Origin of the sequence: Streptomyces sp. NPDC047061 (genome assembly GCF_040643955.1) — a bacterium.
GTDB lineage: Bacteria > Actinomycetota > Actinomycetes > Streptomycetales > Streptomycetaceae > Streptomyces.
The window spans coordinates 153440-175073 of sequence record NZ_JBEYVI010000015.1 but is presented as its reverse complement, the minus strand read 5'-3'; the positions used below and the strand labels follow the sequence as shown (position 1 = coordinate 175073).

General features: G+C 71.7%; 21 protein-coding genes. 8 read left to right on the top strand and 13 right to left on the bottom strand.

The genetic code is table 11. The features are described 5' to 3' along the window. Positions 1 to 106 precede the first annotated feature (106 nt). The 7 genes from ABZ887_RS22890 to ABZ887_RS22860 all read right to left on the bottom strand — a co-directional run bounded on the left by ABZ887_RS22890 (position 107) and on the right by ABZ887_RS22860 (position 8332). Positions 107 to 1699 carry an ABC transporter ATP-binding protein gene (locus tag ABZ887_RS22890; protein WP_361292247.1) on the bottom strand — a complete coding sequence of 531 codons (1593 nt, stop codon included), beginning with the start codon at positions 1697 to 1699 and terminating at the stop codon, positions 107 to 109. After that, positions 1696 to 2694 carry an ABC transporter permease gene (locus ABZ887_RS22885; RefSeq protein ID WP_361292245.1) on the bottom strand — a complete coding sequence of 333 codons (999 nt, stop codon included), beginning with the start codon at positions 2692 to 2694 and terminating at the stop codon, positions 1696 to 1698. The genes ABZ887_RS22890 and ABZ887_RS22885 overlap by 4 nt, the downstream gene beginning before the upstream one ends. Next, entirely contained in the window at positions 2691 to 3722 is a 1032-nt protein-coding gene (locus ABZ887_RS22880; protein WP_361292243.1) for an ABC transporter permease, read from the bottom strand. Before ABZ887_RS22880 ends, ABZ887_RS22885 begins: the two co-directional genes overlap by 4 nt. A gap of 4 nt (positions 3723 to 3726) precedes the next feature. Beyond that, a complete protein-coding gene (locus ABZ887_RS22875; RefSeq protein WP_361292241.1) occupies positions 3727 to 5445 on the bottom strand; it encodes an ABC transporter substrate-binding protein in 1719 nt (572 codons plus the stop codon). 166 nt (positions 5446 to 5611) lie between these two features. After that, entirely contained in the window at positions 5612 to 5704 is a 93-nt protein-coding gene (locus tag ABZ887_RS22870) for an Ms4533A family Cys-rich leader peptide (protein ID WP_361292239.1), read from the bottom strand. Between the two features lie 56 nt (positions 5705 to 5760). Next, positions 5761 to 7293, bottom strand: a complete 1533-nt coding sequence (locus tag ABZ887_RS22865; protein ID WP_361292237.1) for a DUF3152 domain-containing protein — start codon at positions 7291 to 7293, stop codon at positions 5761 to 5763. 7 nt (positions 7294 to 7300) lie between these two features. Beyond that, on the bottom strand, positions 7301 to 8332 hold the full coding sequence (locus tag ABZ887_RS22860; protein WP_361292235.1) for an alpha/beta hydrolase: 1032 nt from the start codon (positions 8330 to 8332) through the stop codon (positions 7301 to 7303). 247 nt (positions 8333 to 8579) lie between these two features. Between ABZ887_RS22860 and ABZ887_RS22855 the strand changes: the two genes are divergently transcribed. The 4 genes from ABZ887_RS22855 (at position 8580) to ABZ887_RS22840 (ending at position 10456) form a co-directional block, all read left to right on the top strand. Then, entirely contained in the window at positions 8580 to 8804 is a 225-nt protein-coding gene (locus tag ABZ887_RS22855; RefSeq protein ID WP_361292233.1) for a hypothetical protein, read from the top strand. 168 nt (positions 8805 to 8972) lie between these two features. Beyond that, entirely contained in the window at positions 8973 to 9617 is a 645-nt protein-coding gene (locus ABZ887_RS22850) for a TetR/AcrR family transcriptional regulator (protein WP_089098915.1), read from the top strand. 139 nt (positions 9618 to 9756) lie between these two features. Continuing rightward, positions 9757 to 9984 (top strand): DUF3107 domain-containing protein, encoded by a 228-nt coding sequence (locus ABZ887_RS22845; RefSeq protein ID WP_046730492.1) that lies wholly within the window; start codon positions 9757 to 9759, stop codon positions 9982 to 9984. Positions 9985 to 10183: 199 nt separating this feature from the next. Beyond that, positions 10184 to 10456: a hypothetical protein gene (locus ABZ887_RS22840; protein WP_089098916.1), complete on the top strand. Its 273-nt coding sequence runs from the start codon at positions 10184 to 10186 to the stop codon at positions 10454 to 10456. Positions 10457 to 10553: 97 nt separating this feature from the next. Here the strand turns inward: ABZ887_RS22840 and ABZ887_RS22835 are convergent, their stop codons facing one another. Next, the gene (locus ABZ887_RS22835; RefSeq protein ID WP_352367017.1) at positions 10554 to 11300 is read right to left on the bottom strand and encodes a ferritin-like fold-containing protein; all 747 of its coding nucleotides are present in this window, start codon (positions 11298 to 11300) and stop codon (positions 10554 to 10556) included. A gap of 552 nt (positions 11301 to 11852) precedes the next feature. Between ABZ887_RS22835 and ABZ887_RS22830 the strand changes: the two genes are divergently transcribed. Next, a complete protein-coding gene (locus ABZ887_RS22830; RefSeq protein WP_361292230.1) occupies positions 11853 to 14468 on the top strand; it encodes a DEAD/DEAH box helicase in 2616 nt (871 codons plus the stop codon). Between the two features lie 261 nt (positions 14469 to 14729). Next, a complete protein-coding gene (locus tag ABZ887_RS22825; RefSeq protein WP_361292228.1) occupies positions 14730 to 15632 on the top strand; it encodes an alpha/beta hydrolase in 903 nt (300 codons plus the stop codon). On the opposite strand, the gene ABZ887_RS22820 is transcribed toward ABZ887_RS22825, so the two are convergent. Then, a complete protein-coding gene (locus tag ABZ887_RS22820; RefSeq protein WP_361292227.1) occupies positions 15629 to 16522 on the bottom strand; it encodes an NYN domain-containing protein in 894 nt (297 codons plus the stop codon). The two genes, ABZ887_RS22825 and ABZ887_RS22820, sit on opposite strands and share 4 nt — an antisense overlap. Positions 16523 to 16692: 170 nt before the next feature. Between ABZ887_RS22820 and ABZ887_RS22815 the strand changes: the two genes are divergently transcribed. Next, entirely contained in the window at positions 16693 to 16845 is a 153-nt protein-coding gene (locus tag ABZ887_RS22815; RefSeq protein WP_361292225.1) for a hypothetical protein, read from the top strand. A gap of 184 nt (positions 16846 to 17029) precedes the next feature. On the opposite strand, the gene ABZ887_RS22810 is transcribed toward ABZ887_RS22815, so the two are convergent. The 3 genes from ABZ887_RS22810 to ABZ887_RS22800 form a co-directional block, all read right to left on the bottom strand. After that, positions 17030 to 17635, bottom strand: a complete 606-nt coding sequence (locus tag ABZ887_RS22810) for a MarC family protein (protein ID WP_361292223.1) — start codon at positions 17633 to 17635, stop codon at positions 17030 to 17032. A gap of 55 nt (positions 17636 to 17690) precedes the next feature. Continuing rightward, a complete protein-coding gene (locus ABZ887_RS22805; protein ID WP_361292221.1) occupies positions 17691 to 18548 on the bottom strand; it encodes a PHP domain-containing protein in 858 nt (285 codons plus the stop codon). Between the two features lie 217 nt (positions 18549 to 18765). Next, positions 18766 to 19407, bottom strand: a complete 642-nt coding sequence (locus ABZ887_RS22800) for a DUF6758 family protein (RefSeq protein ID WP_361292219.1) — start codon at positions 19405 to 19407, stop codon at positions 18766 to 18768. 159 nt (positions 19408 to 19566) lie between these two features. Between ABZ887_RS22800 and ABZ887_RS22795 the strand changes: the two genes are divergently transcribed. Beyond that, the gene (locus ABZ887_RS22795; RefSeq protein ID WP_361292217.1) at positions 19567 to 20793 is read left to right on the top strand and encodes an MFS transporter; all 1227 of its coding nucleotides are present in this window, start codon (positions 19567 to 19569) and stop codon (positions 20791 to 20793) included. A 53-nt stretch (positions 20794 to 20846) separates the two neighbouring features. On the opposite strand, the gene ABZ887_RS22790 is transcribed toward ABZ887_RS22795, so the two are convergent. Next, entirely contained in the window at positions 20847 to 21443 is a 597-nt protein-coding gene (locus ABZ887_RS22790) for a suppressor of fused domain protein (protein ID WP_361292214.1), read from the bottom strand. Positions 21444 to 21634: the final 191 nt, after the last annotated feature.

Genomic DNA, 21634 nt, shown 5'->3' with positions numbered 1-21634 from the left:
TCGGTCGCGCTAAGCAGTCGAACGGCGGCGGAACGTCACGCCCGGATCCGCGCCCAGAGCTGCATCCAGAGCTGCGCCCACGTCTGCGCCCAGATCTGCGGAAACGTCACGCCGACGCCAGTTCCCGGCGCGCCGCCCGCCGCCGGGCCGCGGCCTCCGGGTCCAGGGCGGGTACGGCGGCCAGGAGTTGCCTGGTGTACGGGTCCTGGGGGTTGTCGTAGACCTCGTCGGCGGGCCCGCTCTCGACGATCCGGCCGCGGCGCATGACCGCGACCCGGTCGCTGACCTGCCGTACGACGGCGAGGTCGTGGGCGACGAAGACGAGCGCGAGCCCGAGTTCCCGCTGGAGTTCGCCGAGCAGGGCGACGACCTGGGCCTGGGTGGTGACGTCCAGCGCGGAGACCGGCTCGTCGCAGACGATGACGCGCGGGTCGGCCGCGAGCGCCCGCGCGATGCCCACGCGCTGGCGCTGGCCGCCGCTGAACTCGTGCGGATAGCGCTGGTAGTGCGCCCCTTCGAGCCCCACGCGCTCCAGCAGTTCCGTCACGCGCTCCCGGATGCGCCCCTCGTCGCGTTCCCCCCGCGCGCGCAGCGGGTCGGCGATCGACTCGCCGATGCTGCGCCGCGGGTTGAGGGAGGACACCGGGTCCTGGAAGACCATCTGGACGGCCGGGTGCACGCCCACGCGCGCGTGTCCGTCGTAACGGACCTCACCCGCCGTCGGCTCCAGCAGCCCGACCAGCATCCGGCCGAGGGTGGTCTTGCCGCTGCCGCTCTCGCCGACGACGCCGAGGGTCTCCCCCCGGTGCACGGTCAGCGTCACGTCGTCCACGGCCGCGAACGCCCGTTTCCCGCGCCCGAACTCGCGCCGCAGGCCGGACGCCTCCAGGACGACCTCCTCGGACGCCTGCGAGGGCACGCGGACCGCGTCCACGCGCGGGACGGCGGAGAGCAGTTCGCGGGTGTACGGCTGCTCGGGCGCCCCGAGCACGGCGGCGACCGGGCCCTGTTCGACCACGCGCCCGTGCCGCATGACGAGCACCCGGTCGACGCTCTCGGCGGCGACGCCCACGTCGTGCGTGACGAGCAGCAGGCCCATGCCGGTCTCCTCGCGCAGGGTGTGCAGCAGGTCGAGGATCTGGGCCTGGACGGTCACGTCGAGGGCGGTGGTGGGCTCGTCGGCGATGAGCAGTTCGGGCTCACAGGCGAGCGCCATGGCGATCAGCGCGCGCTGCCGCATGCCGCCGCTGAACTCGTGCGGGCGGGCCCGGGAGCGGCGCGCGGCATCCGGGATGCCGACCCGGTCGAGCACCTCCACGGCACGCGCGCGTGCGGCTCGCCGTGACGCGCGCGTGTGCACGCGGTACACCTCGGCGATCTGGTCGCCGATCGCGTAGTACGGGTCGAGGGACGACAGCGGGTCCTGGAAGACCATCGCCGCCTTCGCGCCGCGCAGCCGCCGCAGCTCGCCGTCGGAGGCGGCCTGGACGTCGGTGCCGGCGACCTCGATCGCGCCGCCTAGGCGAGCCCCGGTGCCGTGGTGCAGACCCAGCAGCGCCGAGGCGACCGTGGACTTGCCGGAGCCGGACTCGCCGACCAGGGCGAGGGCGGCGCCGCGCTCCAGGGTGAACGACAGCCCGTCCACGGCCCGCAGGTCGCCGAAGTCGACGGTCAGATCAGTGACTTGGACGAGACTCACGTCAGTACCACCCGTCGGTCGGCCACCGCGTACAGCACGTCGGCGACGGCGTTGGCGAGGACCACGAAGAAGCCGATGACCAGGACCATGCCGACGACGACCGGCAGGTCGACCACGCTGACGGCGTGGACGAGTTCCTGGCCGAGGCCGGGCAGTCCGAACAGCGTCTCGGTGAGCACGGCGCCGCCGACGGCCGAGCCGAAGTTGTTGGCGTTCAGCGCGATGACCGGCGCGAGCGCCCCGCGCAGGGCGTGCCGCCCGACGATCGAACGCTCGCTCACGCCGTACGCGCGGAAGGTGCGGATGTGGTCCTCGGCCAGGGTCTCCAGCATCGACGCCCGGGTCATCCGGGCGAACGCGGCGGACTCGATGAGGGCGAGGGAGAACCAGGGCAGCAGCAGGTTCCACGCCCACTGTTCGGGGTCGTCGGTGAACTTCACGTACTGCGGGAAGGGCAGCAGTTGCAGTTCGCCGCAGACGACGATCATCAGGACCAGGCCGATGACGAAAACCGGCGTGGCCCAGCCCGCCAGCGTGAGGCCGGTCAGCACCCGCTCGGTGAGCCGGCCGCGCCGCCAGACGGAGAGCACGCCCGTGCCGACGCCCAGGAGCAGCCACAGCACCATCGCGCCGAACACCAGCGAGAGGCTGACCGGGAGCCTGGTCAGGATGATGCTGAGGACCTGCTGGTCGGTCTGGTAGGAGAGGCCGAGGCAGGGCGCCGAACAGTGCTCCACGGAGGTTCCGGTGGAGTAGTCCTGGCCGGCGACCAGGCCCTGCAGGAAGTGCCAGTAGCGCACGTACAGGGGGTCGTCGAGGTGCAGTTGCTGGGCCACCTGGTGCACCTGCTCCGGGGAGCAGCGCGGGCCGCAGGTGATCTGGGCGACGTTGCCCGAGGTGACGTAGAAGACGACGTAGACGATCACCGAGATGGCCAGCAGGGTCGCCAGGGTGCCGATGGTGCGGCGGAGCAGGAAGCCGCCGAAGCCGTTCACGCGGATTCCTCCTTCGCTGACGCCTTCGCCGGCGCCTCCGCCGACGTCCCGGCCTCGCGCCTGCGCCCGGTGCCGACGCCGAGCCGGGAGGCGGCCCGCGGGTCCAGGGCGGTGCGGACGCCGTCGCCGAGGACGGTCAGCGCGAGGACGGTCACGAACAGCGCGCCGGCCGGCAGGAGCAGGTACTGCGGGGCCGCCTGGTACCAGACGTCGGCGGCGGTGAGCATCTGGCCCCAGGAGGGCGTCGGCGGCTTCACCCCGACGCCGAGGAAGGACAGGGCCGCCTCGACGCTGATGTTGACCGGGATGAGGATCGAGGCGTACGTGATGACCGGCGCGGCCAGGCCGGGCAGCAGCTCGCGGCGGGCGATGGGCCAGGCACCCCAGCCGCTGAGCCGCGCGGCGGCGACGTAGTCGAGCCCCTTCAGGGTGAGTGTCTGGGCGCGCACGATCTTCGCGATGTTGCCCCAGGCGATGAACCCGATGACGAGGGTGACCAGGACGGGCCGGGGGAAGCTCTGCGGCACGATCGCGAGCAGCGCCAGCGACATGATCATCAGGGGCAGCGCGACGATGATGTCCGTGATCCGGCTCAACAGTTGATCAATCCATCCACCGCCGAGCGCGGCCGACACGCCGACGACCAGCCCGAGGAGGACCTGGATCACGGTCGCCGAGAACGCGACGCCCAGCGAGACCCGGGCCCCGTACACCAGCCGCGCGAACAGGTCGCGCCCGGTCTGCGGCTCCACGCCCAGCCAGTGGCGGCCGGAGATGCCCCCGAGGGAGCCGGTCGGCACGCCGCCGCGCGCGGAGTCGATGAGGGAGGGGTGGTACGTGAACGGGTCCTGGCCCTCCAGTGCGGTGAGCAGGGGTGCGGCGAGCGCGACCAGGACGAGCAGCGCGACGAGCCCCGCCGCGACCGTGGCGGCCCGCTGCGCACGCAGCCGCCGCCAGAACAGACGAGCCCCCGAAGCCCCCGAGGCGGACGCCTCGGGGGCCTGGGTGGCGACAAGTGCCTCGCTCACGGCGCTACTTCACCGCGACCTGGGAGATGTCCAGGACACCGGTCCAGTCGCTGATCACGACGTTCTTGATGTCCTTGCCGACGAGACGCTTGTAGACCGGGTGGAACAGCGGCACGGTCAGGGCCTGCGCGCCGATCTTCTTGTCCAGTGCACCCCACCGCTTGGCGGCTGCGTCAAGGTCGGTCAACTTGTTGATCGCGTCAATCTCGGCGTTGACCGAAGCATCGTTGAGCTGGGAGGCGTTGAAGTTCGCGCCGTCCTTGACGATCTGCCGGCCGTCGAAGATCGGGGCGAGGAAGGGACCGCCGGAGGGCCAGTCGGCACCCCACGCGGCGAGGAAGAAGCCCGGCTCGGTCTTCACGCTGTGGACCGTGTCGGAGTAGTTGTTGTCCTCCAGACCCTGGAGCTTGACCGTGATGCCGGCCTTCTTGAGGGCGTCCTGGATCGCGGTCGCGATCTCGGGGCTCGTCTTGAAGTTCTGCGCGTTGTCGTGGGTCAGCGTGACCGTGAGCCCGTTCGGGTAACCGGCCTCCTTCAGCAGCTCCTTGGCCTTGGCCGCGTTGCCGGTGTCACCCGCCGGGAAGAGGTCGTACGGCGTGTAGCCGAAGGACTTCTGGTTCGGCAGGAAGGTGGTCGCGGCCTCGGCGAGGGCGCTGCCGCCCGCCGCGTTGACCACGGACGACCGGTCGACGGCGTACGAGATCGCCTCACGCACCTTGGGGTTGTCGAACGGCTTGACCTTCGGGTTGAACGCTATGTAGTTCGTGTAGCCGAAGTGCCCGGTGCCGACGCGGGAGGCGAGTTCCTTGTCGCCGGTGACCTTGGCGAGCTCGGCGGGCCCGAGGTTGGTGTCCGTGGTGACCGCGGCCGCGTCCGTCCCCTGGGACGCCGACAGCCGCTGGTTGATCACGGACGAGTCGAGCCCGGACTGCACGTCGATCTTGTCCGGGTACGCCTTGCGCTGGTCGTCGACGGCGGCGGACCAGTACGTGTTGCGCTCCAGGACCAGGTGCTCACCGTCGTTCTCGTTCTTCACGACCTTGTAGGGGCCGGACGAGACCGGGTGCTCCTCGTACTTCGTACCCGTGTCCTTGGCCTGCGGGACCGGCGTGAACTGCGTCTGCGTGGCCAGAAACGGGAACTCGCCCTCGGGCTTGTTCAGGTGGAAGACGATGGTGCGGTCGTCCGGCGTCTCGATCGCCGACAGCCCCTTCTTGTCCTTGTACGGCCCCTGGTAGTCGGCGGCGCCGACCAGCCAGTCCCGCAGGTAGGGCGCGCCGCCGGAGAGCTCGGGGGCGAAGGAGCGCTCGATGCCGTACTTGATGTCGGCGGACGTGATCGCGGTGCCGTCCTCGTACTTGAGGCCCTTCTTCAGGGTGTACGTCCACACGGTCGCGTTCTCGCTGGGGCGCCCGGTGCCGGTGGCCAGGTCGGGGACGACCTTGGTGCCGGCGGCGCCGTCCGCGCGGTTGCGGGTGGTGAGCGTACGGAAGACCAGGGAGGGCACGTTGCCGCCGCCGGAGGTGTACAGGCGGGCCGGGTCGAAGTCCGACTGGGGGTCGGAGTTCAGGACGGTGAGCGTGCCGCCCTTGTGCGGCGTGGAGTCGCCACTGGAGCCGTTGGCATCGTTGTCCTTCGGCCCGCAGGCGGCGGCGCCCGCTGCCACGACCAGGGCCAGCGAAACGTACGCCGCGCGGGCGCTGTTTACGGACGGGTGACGCATCGGAATGACGACCTCTCGGAAGGCATGTCTCGAATGGCGAGACAGGTTGACGAAGAGTGAGACGAAAGTGAACAGACGTCTGCCCGGGCGCCAGGTCGTCGAAAGAGCCGTGACCCAGGTCACGGCGACGGAGGAAAATCGCGACGCGAACGCCTGAAGGCGGGCGTCAGCAACAGTGAACGTCGGCCACGCAGAGCGCGGTCACGCCGATGAGCGCCAGCTCGATGGCGGCGCGCGCGGAGGCGTGAAGGGACGACATGCCCAGAAATATGTACGAACTTTCTGCGCATGTCAATGTGATGTATGAGCCACCTGTCAACTCTTGGGGTAGGGCCAGGGATTGGCCAGACAGTGGATTCCGTCGTGGTCGAGGAACTTGGTCTGCTGCTGCATGACCGGCGCCAGCTCGCCGTCCTTGTCGCAGGTCACGTGGCCGTAGCCGAGCCGGTGGCCGACCTCGTGGTTGATCAGCATCTGCCGGTAGGCGTGGATCTTGTCGCCGTACGTCTTGCTGCCCTGGGCCCACCGGTACGCGTTGATCATGACGCGTTCCGTGGACGCCGAGTCGCAGGACACGTTGTCCTCGGTCGTGTCGAGGCCGGACTTGGCGCACCACTTGGCGGTGGTCCCGGGGCTGGCGAGCGTGATCACGAAGTCGGGCTTGCCGGAGGAGACGCGCGCGAAGGTACGGGCACCGTCGTGGGCCCAGCTGCGGTCGTCGTTGAGCGTCTTCTGCACGGCCTCCGCGAACAGTTTCCCGTCCAGCCCGAGCCCCTGCTCCACGTCGACGCGGTAGGTGTACTTCCGCCCCTTGCCCGGCGCCTTCGCGCTCCCGGGCACGGTGGTGAACTTCCCGGACCCGGCCAGCTTGGCGCTGAGCGGGTACTTCTCGCCCATCGCCTGCTCGTACGACAGTGTCACCACGCCCGGCGAGGCGGAGACGGACGCGGAGGCGGACGGCGTCGTACGGCTGTTCCCGCGCGAGGCGGCGCCGTCGGTGGCCCGTGTCCCGCCCGCGGCCGACTCCGACCGTACGGCGCCGCCGTCGCGGCCGTCGACGACCTGCCCGGCGACGATCACCGCGAGCACGGTGGTGACGGCGGCGGCCGCGATCCCGGTGAAAGCCCGCCCCTTGCCGCCCTTGAGCTGGACGGCCGGTTCGCCGGTGGGCGGCGCGTCGTCGTCATCGCCGTCGTCCGTCCCGGACGGGAGCGGCGACGCCTGCGGGTCGGAGAAGGGCGGATACGTTTCCGCACGCTGGGCGCCGATGCCGGGGCGGGGCGTGAAGACGTCGGCGTCCTCGTCGAAGGCGTCGACATAGTCCTGCCGGGGCCCACCGGGCCCGCTGCGCCGCTGCCGCGGTATCGACACACCGGCGGCACCGGCCGCCCCGGCGACACCGGCCTGCCCGCCCGTCTCACCCCAGCCACCGCCCGCTTCACGCTGCTGGGGATGACCACCACGGACCCGGGGGACGCCGCGCGCGGGGGTCCCGTCCGGGAACCGGGGGACGCCGTGCGCGGGGGTCCCGTCCGGGAACCGGGGGACGCCGTGGGCCGGGGTGCCGTCCGAGTAGCGGGGCACGCCATGGGCCGGCGTACCGTCGGCGAACCGCGGCACCCCCCGCACGGGCGTGCCATCGGGCATGCGCGGGCTGCCCTGGGCCGGCGTCCCGTCCGCGAACCGGGGTGATCCGCCCGCAGGTGTCCCGTCGGACGGACGTGGCACTTTCGCGCCCGCAGGCCCGCGCCCACCGTCTCCCGGGCCTTGCTTCCGGGCCGCGCGCACGCCCGCTATGTCCGCGTCATCGCCTTTGGGTGCCGGGCCACGGCGGCTGTGGCGTCCCACTCGCCCCTCAGCTCCCCGCGCCCGGCGCGACCGGGCGGCCACCGGCGGTCCCGGCAGCCGATCCACCGGCCAACTCTTCGGCCAACTCCTCGGCGGACGCGAGGAGTTCACGGAACGCCCCGGCCACCGCCTCCGGGTACTCCATCATCGCCACATGCCCGGCGTCCGGCATGGACAGCAGCCGGGAGTGGCGGAAGCTGCGCGCGGCCTTCTGGGCCATGCGGTAGCCGACGAGCTGGTCGCGGCCGCCGTAGATCAGCAGGGTCGGGGCGAGGACGCGCTCGGCCTGGCGCCAGAGCCCGTGCTGGCCGCCCAGCGTGTAGGCGTTGATGATCCCGCGCGCGGAACGCGCCATCGCGTCCCAGAAGTACGGCAGTCGCAGCCGCCGTTCCAGCTCCGCCACCGCGTGCTCGAACGCCTCGGGCGTCACCCGGCCCGGATCGCCGTAGCAGAGGCCCAGGACACCCCGTACCCGCTGTTCGGCGGTCCACTTGCCGGTGGTGCGGGTGAGGAGCCCGGCGATGCCGGGGAGGCCGAGGATGACCGTCGGCACGGCCGTGCGCTGCACGCGGAGCTCGGGCAGGGCCGGCGAGACGAGCGTGAGGGTGCGGACGAGGTCCGGGCGGACGGCGGCGACCCGGGTGGCGACCGCACCGCCGAGGGAGTTGCCGAAGAGGTGGACGGGGCCGCGGCCGGCCGCGTCGAGATAGCGGATGACCGCGCGCGCGTGCCCGGTCACGGAGTAGTCGCCGTCGTCCGGCGGCGGGGAGTCGCCGAAGCCCGGCAGGTCGACGGCCTCGCCGTCGACGACGCCCTCGAGCCGCTCCATCAGCTCCGACCAGTTCTGCGAGGAGCCGCCGAGCCCGTGGATGTACAGCGCGGGCGGCAGGCCCGCGCGCGCGGGCGGCCGCGAACGGATCGAGAGGGTGACGCCGGGCAGTCCCACCGACCGCAGCCGCTCGCCCTCCGCGACTCTGACTGCCGCAGCCTCGGGGAGCACGCTGGTGGGCGGCACGAAGGGCAGTTCGGTCGAAGACATGGGCCAATGTTACGAGACGATCACACAGTGATTCATGTGTTCGCCGTCACAGGATTGCCCGGGCGAGCCGCGCGAGCCACGCACCGGCCGGGGTGAGGTGAAGGGTCACCGGCCGCCGGGAGCGAACGGCCCTGGTTGGCACGGCGATGGCATAGCGCCCGCTTCCGGTGTCTCCTACGCTCGTACACAGGGCACCCGTTTGTGGCCCCTGCATCCGCCAGGGATCTCCGAAGGAAGGGAGCCCACCATGGCCCATGACCCCACCGACCCGGACGTACTCGACGATCTGGAGGCGGAGGACGCCCCGGAGATCGGTGTCGAGGCCCCCGAGGGCGACGCAGCAGAGCAGCACACGGACGTCACACCGTCCCACGACGACCCGCTCACCGGTGTGGACCCGGGCCGCGCGAACGAGGCCGATCTCATCGAGCAGGCACGCGTGGTCTCCCTCGACGAGGACGACTACCGCTGACCGGAACCGGCCTCCGGCGGGCCCACCTGGCCTGTCCGCATTTCCCGGTGCGGCTTTCGCCGTCGTCCGGTACGTGAAATTCTGCGCTCGCACCGCGCACAGCACGGTTACCGAAAAGTACGATGGCCGCGCGGAGCGATCCGCATGTGGACGACATTGGGAGGCGGCGTGACAGCCATCGAGCAGACAGAGGCGGCACGCCCGCGGGGCACTCGCCTGCCGCGCCGTGCCCGCCGGAACCAGTTGCTGGGCGCCGCCCAGGAGGTATTCGTCGCGCAGGGGTACCACGCGGCCGCGATGGACGACATCGCCGAGCGTGCCGGCGTCAGCAAGCCGGTTCTCTACCAGCACTTCCCGGGCAAGCTCGACCTCTACCTGGCCCTGCTGGACCAGCACTGCGAAGCGCTGATCCAGGCGGTGCGCGGCGCGCTCGCGTCGACGACCGACAACAAGCAGCGGGTCCGGGCGACCATGGACGCGTACTTCGCGTACGTCGAGGACGACGGCGGGGCCTTCCGGCTGGTCTTCGAGTCCGACCTGACGAACGAGCCCGCGGTGCGCGAGCGCGTCGACAAGGTCACCACCCAGTGCGCCGAGGCGATCTGCGAGGTCATCGCCGAGGACACCGGCCTGCCGAGCGCCGAGTCGATGCTGCTGGCGTCGGGTCTCGGCGGACTCGCCCAGGTGGTGGCGCGGTCCTGGCTGCACAGCGACCGCAGCGTCCCGCGCGATCAGGCGGTACAGCTGCTGACCTCGCTGGCCTGGCGGGGCATCGCGGGCTTCCCGCTGCACGGGATCGACTCCCACCACTGACGCCCCCGCGCCGCATTCCCGTTCGCTGTTCGCTCCTGGCGTGCACGCCCGCAGCGTGTACGTCCCCTCACCGGGCTAATGTGTGCAGCGTACGGCGCGGAAGGTCGCGCACTTCACTGACCGTCGGAGGGACATAGCCGTGGAGGTCAAGATCGGCGTGCAGCACGCGCCCCGCGAGATCGTGCTGGAGAGCGGTCTGAACGCCGAGGAGGTCGAGCGCCTCGTCGCCGACGCGCTGGCCGGTAAGTCGCAGGTGCTGTCCCTGGAGGACGAGCGCGGCCGCAAGGTCCTGGTCCCGACGGACCGGCTGGCGTACATCGAGCTCGGTGAGCCGACCGTCCGCAAGGTCGGCTTCAGCGCGGTCTGACCACAGCAGCACGGAGGGGCCGGGTGGACGTGTGTCCACCCGGCCCCTCCGTATGTCGGCCCTCCACGTTCGGCCTCCACGTTCGGCCTCCACGTTCGGCCCACAAGTCGCCCACAGGGGAGGATTGCATTCCGCAGGTCACGGGTATGACGGGCTACGACCGTGAAGCACCGGCCGGCCGTGGGAGGGACCCCTCGTGATGCTCCTGGAAGTCCTAGGATCCGCCCTGCTCGGCCTGGCCTTGTCGTGGGCCGCGACCAGCCGCCTGTCCCACCGGCTCCCGGCCCGCCCCCTGGTGTTCTCCACGGGCGTCGCGGGAGCCCTCTTCGGCGACTTCGTCACCCACAGCGCACTCGGCCCCGGCGCGGTCCTGGTCACTCTCCTGGGCGCGGCGATCGTCTCGGCGGCATCCCTGTCCCTGCTGCTCCGCCCGGCGGGCCGCCGCCTCCGCCGACGATCGATCCCGGCGTAGCTCACCGAGACGCGCCCCAAAGGGGCGCGGGGAACTGCGCGACCAGCCACAACGCACCCGCAGCCGCGCAACTCCCGAAACCACTCCCGAGAGGGCGTTACGCGGCCAGCCCCAGCGCAGCCATCCGCTTCGTGTGCGCCTCCGTGATCCGCGAGAACATCCGCCCCACCTCGGCGAGATCGAACCCGTCGGCCACTCCCCCGACCAGCATGGTCGACAGCGCGTCCCGGTCGGCCACCACCCGCTGCGACTGCGACAGTGCCTCGCCCATCAACCGCCGTGCCCACAAGGCCAGTCGGCCGCCCACCCGGGGGTCGGCGTCGATGGCCGCCCGTACCTTCTCCACCGCGAACCCGGCATGCCCGGTGTCGTCGAGGACGGCCAGCACCAGCTCGCGCGTGTCGGAGTCGAGGCGGGCCGCGACCTCCCGGTAGAAGTCACTGGCGATCGAGTCGCCGACGTACGCCTTGACCAGGCCCTCCAGCCAGTCCGACGGCGCCGTCTGCCGGTGGAAGCCGTCGAGGGCCGCGACGAACGGCTCCATCGCCTGCGTCGCGTCCTCGCCGATCTCCGTCAGCCGGTTGCGCAGCCGCTCGAAGTGGTGGAACTCGGCCGACGCCATCTTCGCCAGCTCGGCCTTGTCCACCAGCGAGGGCGCCAGCTTGGCGTCCTCCGCGAGCCGCTCGAACGCCGCGAGCTCGCCGTACGCGAGGGCGCCGAGCAGGTCCACGACCGCGGCACGGTAGTGCGGGTCGGCGGCCGCCTGCGCCCAGTCCTGGGCAGCGACACCGGTCGGTTCGGCGGAGGCGGTCTCAGGCTTGTCAGAGCTCGTCATGAAGCGCACAATAGCCCGCCCACCGCGCCGAGGAAGCCCTGGGGAACCATCGGGGAAGTCCCGGCAGGCCATCCGATGTCTCCGCGAAGGCCCTGGTCAACCACTGTGACTACCACGACGTGACCAAATCGGCCATCACATGTGCACGATTCCGGGGTATGGTGGTAATGCGCCTGCTGGTACGCCGTCGATTCTCGACGTACCTCGACAGGCCGCACGTATGAGGATGCCCGGTCGGTGGCCCGATCGGCTCCGACCCGACAGCCCTCCCGGCTCGTACGGCACTGTGCGTACGACGACCGGAGGGACACACCCTCAGCGGTACGAGCGCTAGAGCGTCGGCAGAGGTCCCGTGCACTACGGCGTGCCCCCCACGGCCCGCACGTAAGGCAGCCGACGTCCCCCGGCACGGTCCGTCAAAGACCCCCGCGCTCGCCTCGCGCCGCGACACACAGAAGAGGCAGCACCCTGACTACGACGTTTCGTGAACTCGGAATCCTCCCCGAGACCGCCGAGGCCCTGGAAGCCGTCGGCATCGTCAATCCCTTCCCCATCCAGGAGATGACGCTCCCGGTCGCCCTGTCCGGCACCGACGTCATCGGCCAGGCCAAGACCGGCACCGGCAAGACCCTCGGCTTCGGTCTGCCGCTCCTGGAGCGCGTCACCGTCCCCGCCGACGTGGAGGCCGGCCGCGCCGCCCCCGAGGCCCTCACCGAGGCGCCGCAGGCGCTCGTCGTCGTCCCCACGCGCGAGCTCTGCACCCAGGTCACCAACGACCTGCTGACGGCCGGCAAGGTCCGCAACGTACGCGTCCTCGCCATCTACGGCGGTCGTGCCTACGAGCCGCAGGTCGAGGCCCTGAAGAAGGGCGTCGACGTGGTCGTCGGCACCCCGGGCCGGCTGCTCGACCTCGCGGGCCAGAAGAAGCTCAACCTCAAGCACATCAAGTCGCTCGTCCTCGACGAGGCCGACGAGATGCTCGACCTGGGCTTCCTGCCCGACGTCGAGAAGATCATCGACATGCTTCCGGCCAAGCGCCAGACCATGCTGTTCTCGGCCACCATGCCGGGCGCGGTCATCGGCCTCGCGCGCCGGTACATGAGCCAGCCCACCCACATCCGCGCCACCGCGCCGGACGACGAGGGCGCGACCGTCGCGAACATCGCGCAGTTCGTCTACCGCGCGCACTCCATGGACAAGCCGGAGATGATCTCGCGCATACTGCAGGCCGACGGCCGCGGGCTCGCGATGATCTTCTGCCGCACCAAGCGCACCGCCGCCGACATCGCCGAGCAGCTGCAGCGCCGCGGTTTCGCCTCCGGCGCCGTCCACGGCGACCTCGGCCAGGGCGCCCGCGAGCAGGCGCTGCGCGCGTTCCGCAACGGCAAGGTGGACGTCCTCGTCTGCACCGACGTCGCCGCGCGCGGCATCGACGTCGAGGGTGTCACCCACGTCATCAACTACCAGTCCCCCGAGGACGAGAAGACCTACCTGCACCGGGTCGGCCGTACCGGCCGCGCGGGTGCGTCGGGTACGGCGATCACGTTCGTCGACTGGGACGACATCCCGCGCTGGCAGCTGATCAACAAGGCGCTGGAACTGAAGTTCCACGACCCGGTGGAGACGTACTCCACGTCCCCGCACTTCTTCGAGGACCTCAAGATCCCCGCGGGCACCAAGGGTGTCCTGCCGCGCTCGGAGCGCACCCGCGCCGGGCTCGACGCGGAGGAGCTGGAGGACCTGGGCGAGACCGGCGGCCGCGGTGGCCGCGGTCGCGGTGGCCGGGGCGGTCGCCCCGAGTCCCGCGCCGACTCCCGCACCGAGGCCCGCTCCGAGGAGCGCGAGCGTCCGGCCCGCACCCCGCGCCGCCGCCGTCGCACGCGTGGCGGATCGGCCCTGGAGCAGGCCTCCGGTACGACGTCCTCGGCGCCCGCCGCCGAGTCCGCGTCGCCCGCCGCCTCCGACGACGCCCTCGCGGCGTCGGAGCCGTCGGCCACCCGCACTCCGCGCCGCCGTCGTCGCACCCGCAACGGTGCGCCGCAGGAGGCGGTGGCGGCCGCCGCTCCGGTGACCGTGACGCCGGAGGCCGTCGTCGAGACGGTCGAGGCCGTGGTCGAACCGGCCGCGCCGGAGCAGCCGCGCCGCCGCCGCACCCGCAGGTCCGCGGAGACGGCGCCGGTGGCGGAGGCGACGACGCCGGTGGCCGAGGCACCGGCCGCCGAAGAGGCGCCGGCAGCCCCCGTACGCCGCCGCACCCGCAAGGCGGCCGAGGCTCCGGAGGCAGCCGCCCCCGCGGCGGCCGTCGAGGCGGTCGAAGCAGTGGCCGAGCCGAAGCCGCGCCGCACCCGGAAGACGGCAGCCGCCGCCGAAGCCGCGGTGGACACCGCCGAAGCCGTCGAGGCCAAGCCCCGCCGCACCCGCAAGACGGCCGCAGCCGCCGCCGACACGGAGACGACCGAGGCAGCCACCGAGGCCAAGCCCCGCCGCACCCGGAAGACGGCAGCCGCCGCCGAGACCGCGGTGGACACCGCCGAGACCGTCGAGGCCAAGCCGCGCCGGACCCGGAAGACGGCCGCCACTGCCGAGGCAGCGGTGGACACCGCCGAAGGCACGGAGGCGAAGCCCCGCCGCACCCGCAAGGCGACCGCAGCCGCCGCCGACACGGAGACGACCGAGGCAGCCACCGAGGCCAAGCCCCGCCGCACCCGGAAGACGGCAGCCGCCGCCGAGACCGCGGTGGACACCGCCGAAGCCGTCGAGGCCAAGCCCCGCCGCACCCGCAAGACGGCCGCACCCGCCGCCGACACGGAGACGGTCGAGGCGGTCGCCGAGGTCAAGCCCCGCCGGACCCGGAAGACGGCAGCCGCCGCTCCCGAGGAGACCGCCGAGGCCGCGCCCAAGCCGCGCCGCACCCGGAAGGCGGCCGAGGCGGCCGTCGACACCGCCGAAGGCACCGAGGCCAAGCCCCGCCGGACCCGCAAGACGGCGGCAGCCGCCGTCACCGCGGAGATCCCGGCGCAGGCCACCGAGGAGCCGGCGGCCAAGCCGAGGCGACGCACGACCCGCAAGGTCACCGAGGCCGCCGAGACGGCCGGATCCGCCGAGGCGGCCGACGCGGAGGCGAAGCCGAAGGCCCGCCGGACCCGGAAGGCGACCGCCGCGGCCCCCGAGGCCTGAGCCGGCCTGAGTCCGTCACGACGGCCCGGACCACCCCGTGTGGTCCGGGCCGTCGGCGTTTCCGCAACACCCGCCGCACCCACCGCCCTCCCCGTCAGCCCATCGCACCGCACCCAACGCACCCCCCCTTCGGCCCATCCCGCCCTCCCCACCTCCCACGACCCGAGTCGCCGCCCGCCCCGCGGCGTTCGGCGCGTACCGGTGCCGGGATTCACCCACCGGCTCCCGGTCGGTCACCCCGCTCCGGATACCCTCTCCCCCATGAGCAGGCCTCGTACCTTCGTCCCGCCCGCCGGTGCCCGCGCGTATGCGCTCGCCACCGACCGGGGTGAGTTCGCCGTCGTCGACGCGCCCGTGGCCGCCGGCGTCGAGCCGAGGGGGGTCGCGCTGTTGCTGCCCGGGTTCACCGGCAGCAAGGAGGACTTCAACCGGCTGCACGAACCACTGGGCCGGCGCGGTTACCGGACGGTCGCCGTGGACGGGCGCGGGCAGTTCGAGTCGGACGGGCCCGCGGACGACGAATCGGCATACGCCCAGGACGAGTTGGCGCGGGACGTGCTCGCTCAGGCGGCGGCGGTCGGTGCGGGACGGCCGGTGCATCTGCTGGGGCACTCCTTCGGCGGTCAGGTCGCGCGTGCCGCCGTGCTCCTCGACCGCACGGCGTTCCGCTCGCTGACCCTGATGTCCTCGGGCCCGGCACAGATCTCCTCCTCCCAGCAGGAGCGCGTGAAGCTGCTGCGGGACGCGCTCGCCGTGATGTCGATGGCCGAGGTGTGGGACGCCATGCAGGCCATGGAGGCACCGGAGGAGCTGGAGGAACCGGACGCGCCGGCGGAGGGCCTGGAGGACGGCGAGGATCTTCGGCGCCGCTGGCTGGGCAACAAGCCGGCCCAACTCATCGCCGCAGGGCGCCAGTTGTGCATCGAGCCGGACCGCGTCGCGGAACTCGCCGCCGTACCGCTGCCGTTCCACGTCCTGTCGGGCGCCCGGGACGACACCTGGCCGGTCCCGCTGCTGGACGAGATGGCGCTGCGACTGCACGCACACCGGACGGTCGTCGAGGGGGCGGAGCACTCGCCCAACACGGACCGGCCCGCCCCCACCGCCGAGGCGATAGCCGCCTTCTGGGACAGCACCCAGGGCCAGGCCCGGAACCAGGGCTAGTACTGCGTCTGGAGGTGTTCCCAGAAGCCGTCCCGCAGGGCGCGGCGCAGGTCGGCCTGGCCGCGCAGGGAGTACTGGAGCATCCCCTCGGCCTCGACGAGGAGGTCCTGGTCGACGGAGCCCGGCAGGTAGGGGTGGCCGGGCAGCAGCTCGACGAGCGCCTCGCGCCCCCGCGAGGACAGCCACTTCGCGGCGATCTGCGCACCGACGAAACGGACGTCCTCGCGGGTGGGTCTGGTGGTGCCGGCCTCGTAGGCGGGGGCGGTGCGTCTGGAGACGTACGGCTTGAAGAACTCGAGGTCGAGGGTGCGCTGACTGTCGACCTCCCAGAGCAGCGGCTCGGCCTGGTTGCGGCCCTCGGGGGCCTCGATGCCCCACAGGTGGACGCGGGCGCCGTACCCCTGGGCGGCCTCGACCGCGGAGACCAGGTCCTCGTCGCCGCCGAGCAGGGCCGCGTCGCTGATGGCACGGTGCCGGGCGAGTGACTCCAGGTCGGTGCGGATCAGGGAGTCGACGCCCTTCTGCTGGTTGTTGGCGTTGAGGTTGCCGAGGCGGACCTTGACGTCGGGCAGTTCGGCGATGGTCTGCTGCTCGGCGGTGTGGATACGGCGGCGGGCACCGTCGTACCAGTAGACGCGGAGCAGCCGGCTGTCGGCGAAGATCTGGCGCGCCTTGTCGATGAGCGCCTCGATCAGTCCTTCGGCGTCGAGGTCGAAGGCGCGGCGGTCCTCCGTCCCGGCGACGAGCCGGCCCGTGGCCGCGTAGAGGTAGCCCGCGTCCACGAAGATGGCGTGCGTCGAGGGCGTCTTGGCCACTTCGGCGAGCATGCGGGTGAGCAGCTCGTTCGTCCGGTCGATACGGGCCTGGAGGGGGGCGAGGTCGTCGTTCATCGCCTCCATTGTCCCGGCGGTCACGCTGCGAACACAACCGGTCCCGGTCAGTCTCCTTGAGACTCGTACCGGTCGGTAATTAGACGTTCGAAAAATTTCTTTAGCGTAGGGAATGTTTGTAACACGCAAGCCGTTGACTCCTACGGAACACGACGACGAAGGGAGAGGCCATGCGCTTCGAAATCATGCGACTCGACGAGGTCAACGGAACCACCGTGGACAGCACTGTCGTGGACGCCGCCTCCGTCAGCAGGATCGTGCAGCAGGCCGCGGCCGTGGGGCAGCGCCTGTGGATCCGACCGGCCGAGAACCAGGCCTCGTGACGAGGCTTCGCACACGACGACGCGACACGAGAGACGAACGACAGCAACACCGACGACACTGACGACACGCGGAGCACCGCACAGTCTTCAGAACCCCCGTACGGCACCGATGCCGTGCGGGGGTTCTGCGTTCGCGGCCCGGCCCTGCGTCCCCGCCCGCTGCACGTCCTTGCGCCCGCGCCCGCTACGCGCCCTTGATCACCTGGGTGACGCCGTTGATGATCTGCTGCACGGCGATCGCGGAGAGCATCATGCCCGCGAGCCGCGTCACCAGGACCACGCCGCCGTCCTTGATGAGCCGGATGATCAGCAGGGAGTAGCGCATCACCAGCCACAGCACGACATGGATGGCGAGGATCGCGGTCCACACGGACACCTGCATGGCCGCGCTGTCGGCCTTCTGCACGGCGAGGATGACCGAGACGATCGCACCGGGACCCGCCAGCAGCGGCATGCCCAGCGGCACCAGCGCCACGTTGACGTCCTTGGTCTGCTTCGGCTCGTCGTTCTTGCCGGTCAGCAGGTCCAGGGCGATGAGCAGGAGCAGCAGCCCGCCCGCGATCATCAGCGCGGGCACGGAGACGTGCAGGTAGTCCAGGATCTGGTGCCCCAGCAGCCCGAAGACCGTGATCACACCGCCCGCCACGCACACGGCCTGGAAGGCCATCCGCCGCTGCACCTTGCCGGGCCGGCCGGCGGTGAGGGCGAGGAAGATCGGGGTGATCCCGGGGGGATCCATGATGACGAACAGGGTCAGGAAGAGGGAGCCGAAGACGGCGAGATCGAACATGGTGGTGCCACAGGCCTTGCTGGAGTGGGGGATTCGGGCGTGCGAGGGCGGAGCCTCAGGCCCCGCCGGTCCCCGGCACCGGGAAGGCACCCGTGGCCCGGCGCGTGATCTCGCCGTACACCTCGGGGTCGGTGGTGTACTCGCCAAGCGTCACCGTCTTGCGGCTGCCGTGGTAGTCGGACGACCCCGTGACCAGCAGCCCCAGTTCCCCGGCGAGTCCGCGCAGCCGTGCGCGCGTGTCCTCGTCGTGGTCCATGTGGTCGACCTCGATGCCGTCGAGGCCGGCCGCGGCCAGCTCGGCGATCGCCGACTCGGGCACCGTACGCCCGCGCTTGGCGGCCGCGGGGTGCGCGAACACGCACACTCCGCCGGCGCCCTTGACCAGCCGGATCGCCTCGAAGGGGTCGGTCTCGTGCTTCTCCACGAAGGCCCGGCCGCCGTCGGCCAGCCACTCCTCGGTGAAGGCGTCGCTCACGGTCGGTACGACGCCGAGCTCGACGAGCGCGGAGGCGACATGCGGCCGCCCGACCGAACCGTCCCCGGCGATCCGCTTCACCTGCTCCCAGGTGACCGGCACCCCCAGCCCGTTCAGCTTGGCGATCATGCCCTGGGCGCGCGGCACCCGGTCGTCCCGGACCAGCTCGCGCTCGGCGAGCAGACCGGGCTCCTCGGGGTCGAAGAGGTAGGCCAGCATGTGCATGGAGACGCCGTCGATCCGGCAGGACAGCTCGGCCCCGGTGACCAGGGTGAGCCCCTCGGGCAGCGCGGCGATCGCCTCGGCGTAGCCGCGGGTCGTGTCGTGGTCGGTCAGCGCGACGACGTCCAGCCCGGCAGCGGCGGCGTTGCGCACCAGCTCGGCCGGGGTGTCCGTACCGTCGGACGCGGTGGAGTGGCAGTGCAGATCGACACGCACGACACGGACTCCAACGGGACGGGACGGAAGGGACGCGTCAAGGATAACGGCCGCCAGAGGGTGCCCCTGTCACACGCGAAAGCCGGGGGCGCCCCATACAGCCAACGCACAGGACAACGCGCCCCGTCAGGGGCGCGGGGCTGTTTCGACATGCGGCTCCGCCGCGTGGGCGCGACCAGTCACGACGGCGCCGCAGCCGCCACGTACGGCACGCCCCCTACGGCTCCAGCAAGCGCGGCGACAACGCCCCGCACGGCACCAGATCCAGCTCCGCCCCCGCATCCCGCAGATCCGTCAGCACCAGCTCGTCGTACATCAGCAGCCCCGTCTGCTCGGGCCACACCACGATCCAGAGCCACAGCCCCCGCGCCTCGCCGGCGAAGACGGCCCGGTCGTCCGGCGCCCCGGAGACATGCCAGAGCGGCGTCGGCCGGCCCGCGGCCAGCACCTTCGCCTGCGGTGGCTTCTCCACGTTCATCGAGGGCCCGGGATCCGGCCCGTCGATCCCCGCGTACCGGGCCCCGAGGCCGACGCCCAGCTCCTCGGCGACCAGGATCATCTCCCCTATGCCGCCGAGCGGCGCGGGTCCGGAGCAGGCGACGGCGGTCGCGCGCCCCCCGCTGCGGTCGTCACCGGCGCACGCCACACCCGTGAACAGCCAGCCGACCGGCAGCGGCCAGGGCATCCACACCGGAACCTGGGTGCGGTGCACCACCACACCGAGGGCCTCGACGCTGGGTGGGATCACGGGCTGTACCGGATGCACGGTCCCGTGCACATCGCACTGCCAGGTGTCGGCGAAGAGTCCGGGAGCCCTGACCCGGCCACCACACTTCGGGCAACTGGGTTCGCCCCTCATAGGGCCCCACGGTCCTACCCGGAATCGCCCACGTCAAGGACGATCACCCGTCCGGGCGGACCGGTTCACCAGGGAGAACTAGATGCATCTTGCATTAATTAGCCGACCTAACTTACTATGTGCATACGCCAACTAAATCCGTCTGAGCGGAGGAATCGCATGGACGACCCCTTCGACGCGGGAGCGGGCAGCATCCTGCGGCAGCCGAAGGCCGTGTGGGCGACCGCCGGCGCATCCGTCGTCGCCTTCATGGGCATCGGACTCGTCGACCCGATCCTGCCCTCCATAGCCAAGGGCCTGGACGCCACGGCCGGCCAGGTCTCCCTGCTCTTCACCTCGTACTTCCTGATCACCGCCGTGGCGATGCTGTTCACCGGCTTCGTCTCCAGCCGCATCGGCGGCCGCCGGACGCTGCTGCTGGGCCTCGCGTTCGTCGTGGTCTTCGCCGGACTCGCCGGCACCTCGGACACGGTCGGCCAACTGGTCGGCTTCCGGGCCGGCTGGGGCCTCGGCAACGCCCTCTTCGTGTCCACCGCCCTCGCCGTCATCGTCGGCGCGGCGGCCGGCGGCAGCGCCGCGGCGATCCTGCTCTACGAGTCCGCGCTCGGCCTCGGCATGGCATGCGGCCCGCTGCTGGGCGCGGTGCTCGGCAACATCAGCTGGCGCTACCCGTTCTTCGGCACCGCCACCCTGATGGCGGTCGGCTTCCTGTGCATCACGGCGTTCCTGAAGGAGCAGCCGAAGCCCACCCGCAAGACGTCGGTCCTGGACCCGATCCGGGCGCTGGGCCACGGCGGCCTCGCCTCCGCGGCCGCCTCCGCCTTCTTCTACAACTACACGTTCTTCACGGTGCTGGCCTTCACCCCGTTCGTGCTGGACATGACCCCGTACCGCTCGGGCGCCGTGTTCTTCGCCTGGGGCGTGCTGCTCGCGCTCTTCTCGGTGGTGGTCGCCCCGCGCATGCAGCGGCGGTTCGGCTCCCTGAAGGTGCTCGGCGGCTCGCTCGTGCTGCTCGCCGCCGACGTCCTCGTCCTCGGCTACGGCAGCCACACCACCGCCGTCGTCTGCACGATCCTGTCCGGCGCGTTCATCGGCGTGAACAACACCGTCTACACCGAACTCGCCCTCGGCGTGTCGGACGCGCCGCGCCCGGTGGCGAGCGCGGGCTACAACTTCGTCCGCTGGTTCGCCGCGGCGGCCGCTCCCTACTTCGCCCCGAAGATCGAGGAGTGGAGCGACATCCACATCCCGTTCGTGGTGGCGGCGGTCACCGCGGTCCTGGGCGCGGTGGTCGTGCTCGTACGGCGGAACGCGCTCACACACGACGCCGAGGAACTGGAGCCCCGGCACGCCACCGAGGACGGCGTCACGGTCTTTGCCAACTGACTCCCGCCGGGCGGCGCTTGGTGAGCTTGCTCACCCCGCCCGCGCGGTCCGGCTCAGTCCAGCGGGGCGGATTTCCGGTGCGGGTCCCGGAGGTCCGTCCCGTTCGCGAGCCAGCGCTCCTGGAGGGCCCCGGCACCGTGCACGCGCTTCCAGGCGGCCTCGTTCGGCGTCATCGGCAGCAGCGGCAGGAACCGTACGGGGTCGAGGGGCTCGTCCAGCTCCAGATCCTCGACGAGACCGCCCGGCTCGCCGACCAGGACGGAGCTGAAGGGCGCCCCCGGCCACAGCGGGTCGCCGACGTCCAGCGACGTGCCCGGCGCCACGACCAGGCCTTCCACCTGCGGGGACGCGGCGAGTACGGCGAGCGCGCGAAGCACCTTGTCGGTCTCGGCGAGCCCGGCCCGGACCGACAGGACCAGCTCGGCCCGCGGTCCCTTGACGGGGTCCGCGACCATCGCGGTGGGGTCGGTCATGGGGTGCGCGGACATGCCGAGCGTGGCGTAGCGGACGACGTTCTCGCCCTGGAGGTCCTCGTGGAAACGGAGCACCTCGATGCGGTCCGTGCCGAGGAAGGTGACCGCCGCGCGCGCGTCCGGTTCGCCCAGCGTGGTGGTCAACCGGGCCTCTACCAGAGGAAGAACTTCAGCCATGTCGTGAGCATAGAACTCGTCAGTACCGGGCAAAGCGGCGCCTTGACACTGGGGGCTGCTGCTACTCTGGCCGCGGCGGTTCGGGGCAGCACGCAGCACGTCGCGACCAGACCCCGACGCCGACAGGACTCCCTTACGAGGGACCGGCTGGAGGAGGTGGGGCTGTCATGGATCGAAGTCACCCGTGCAGT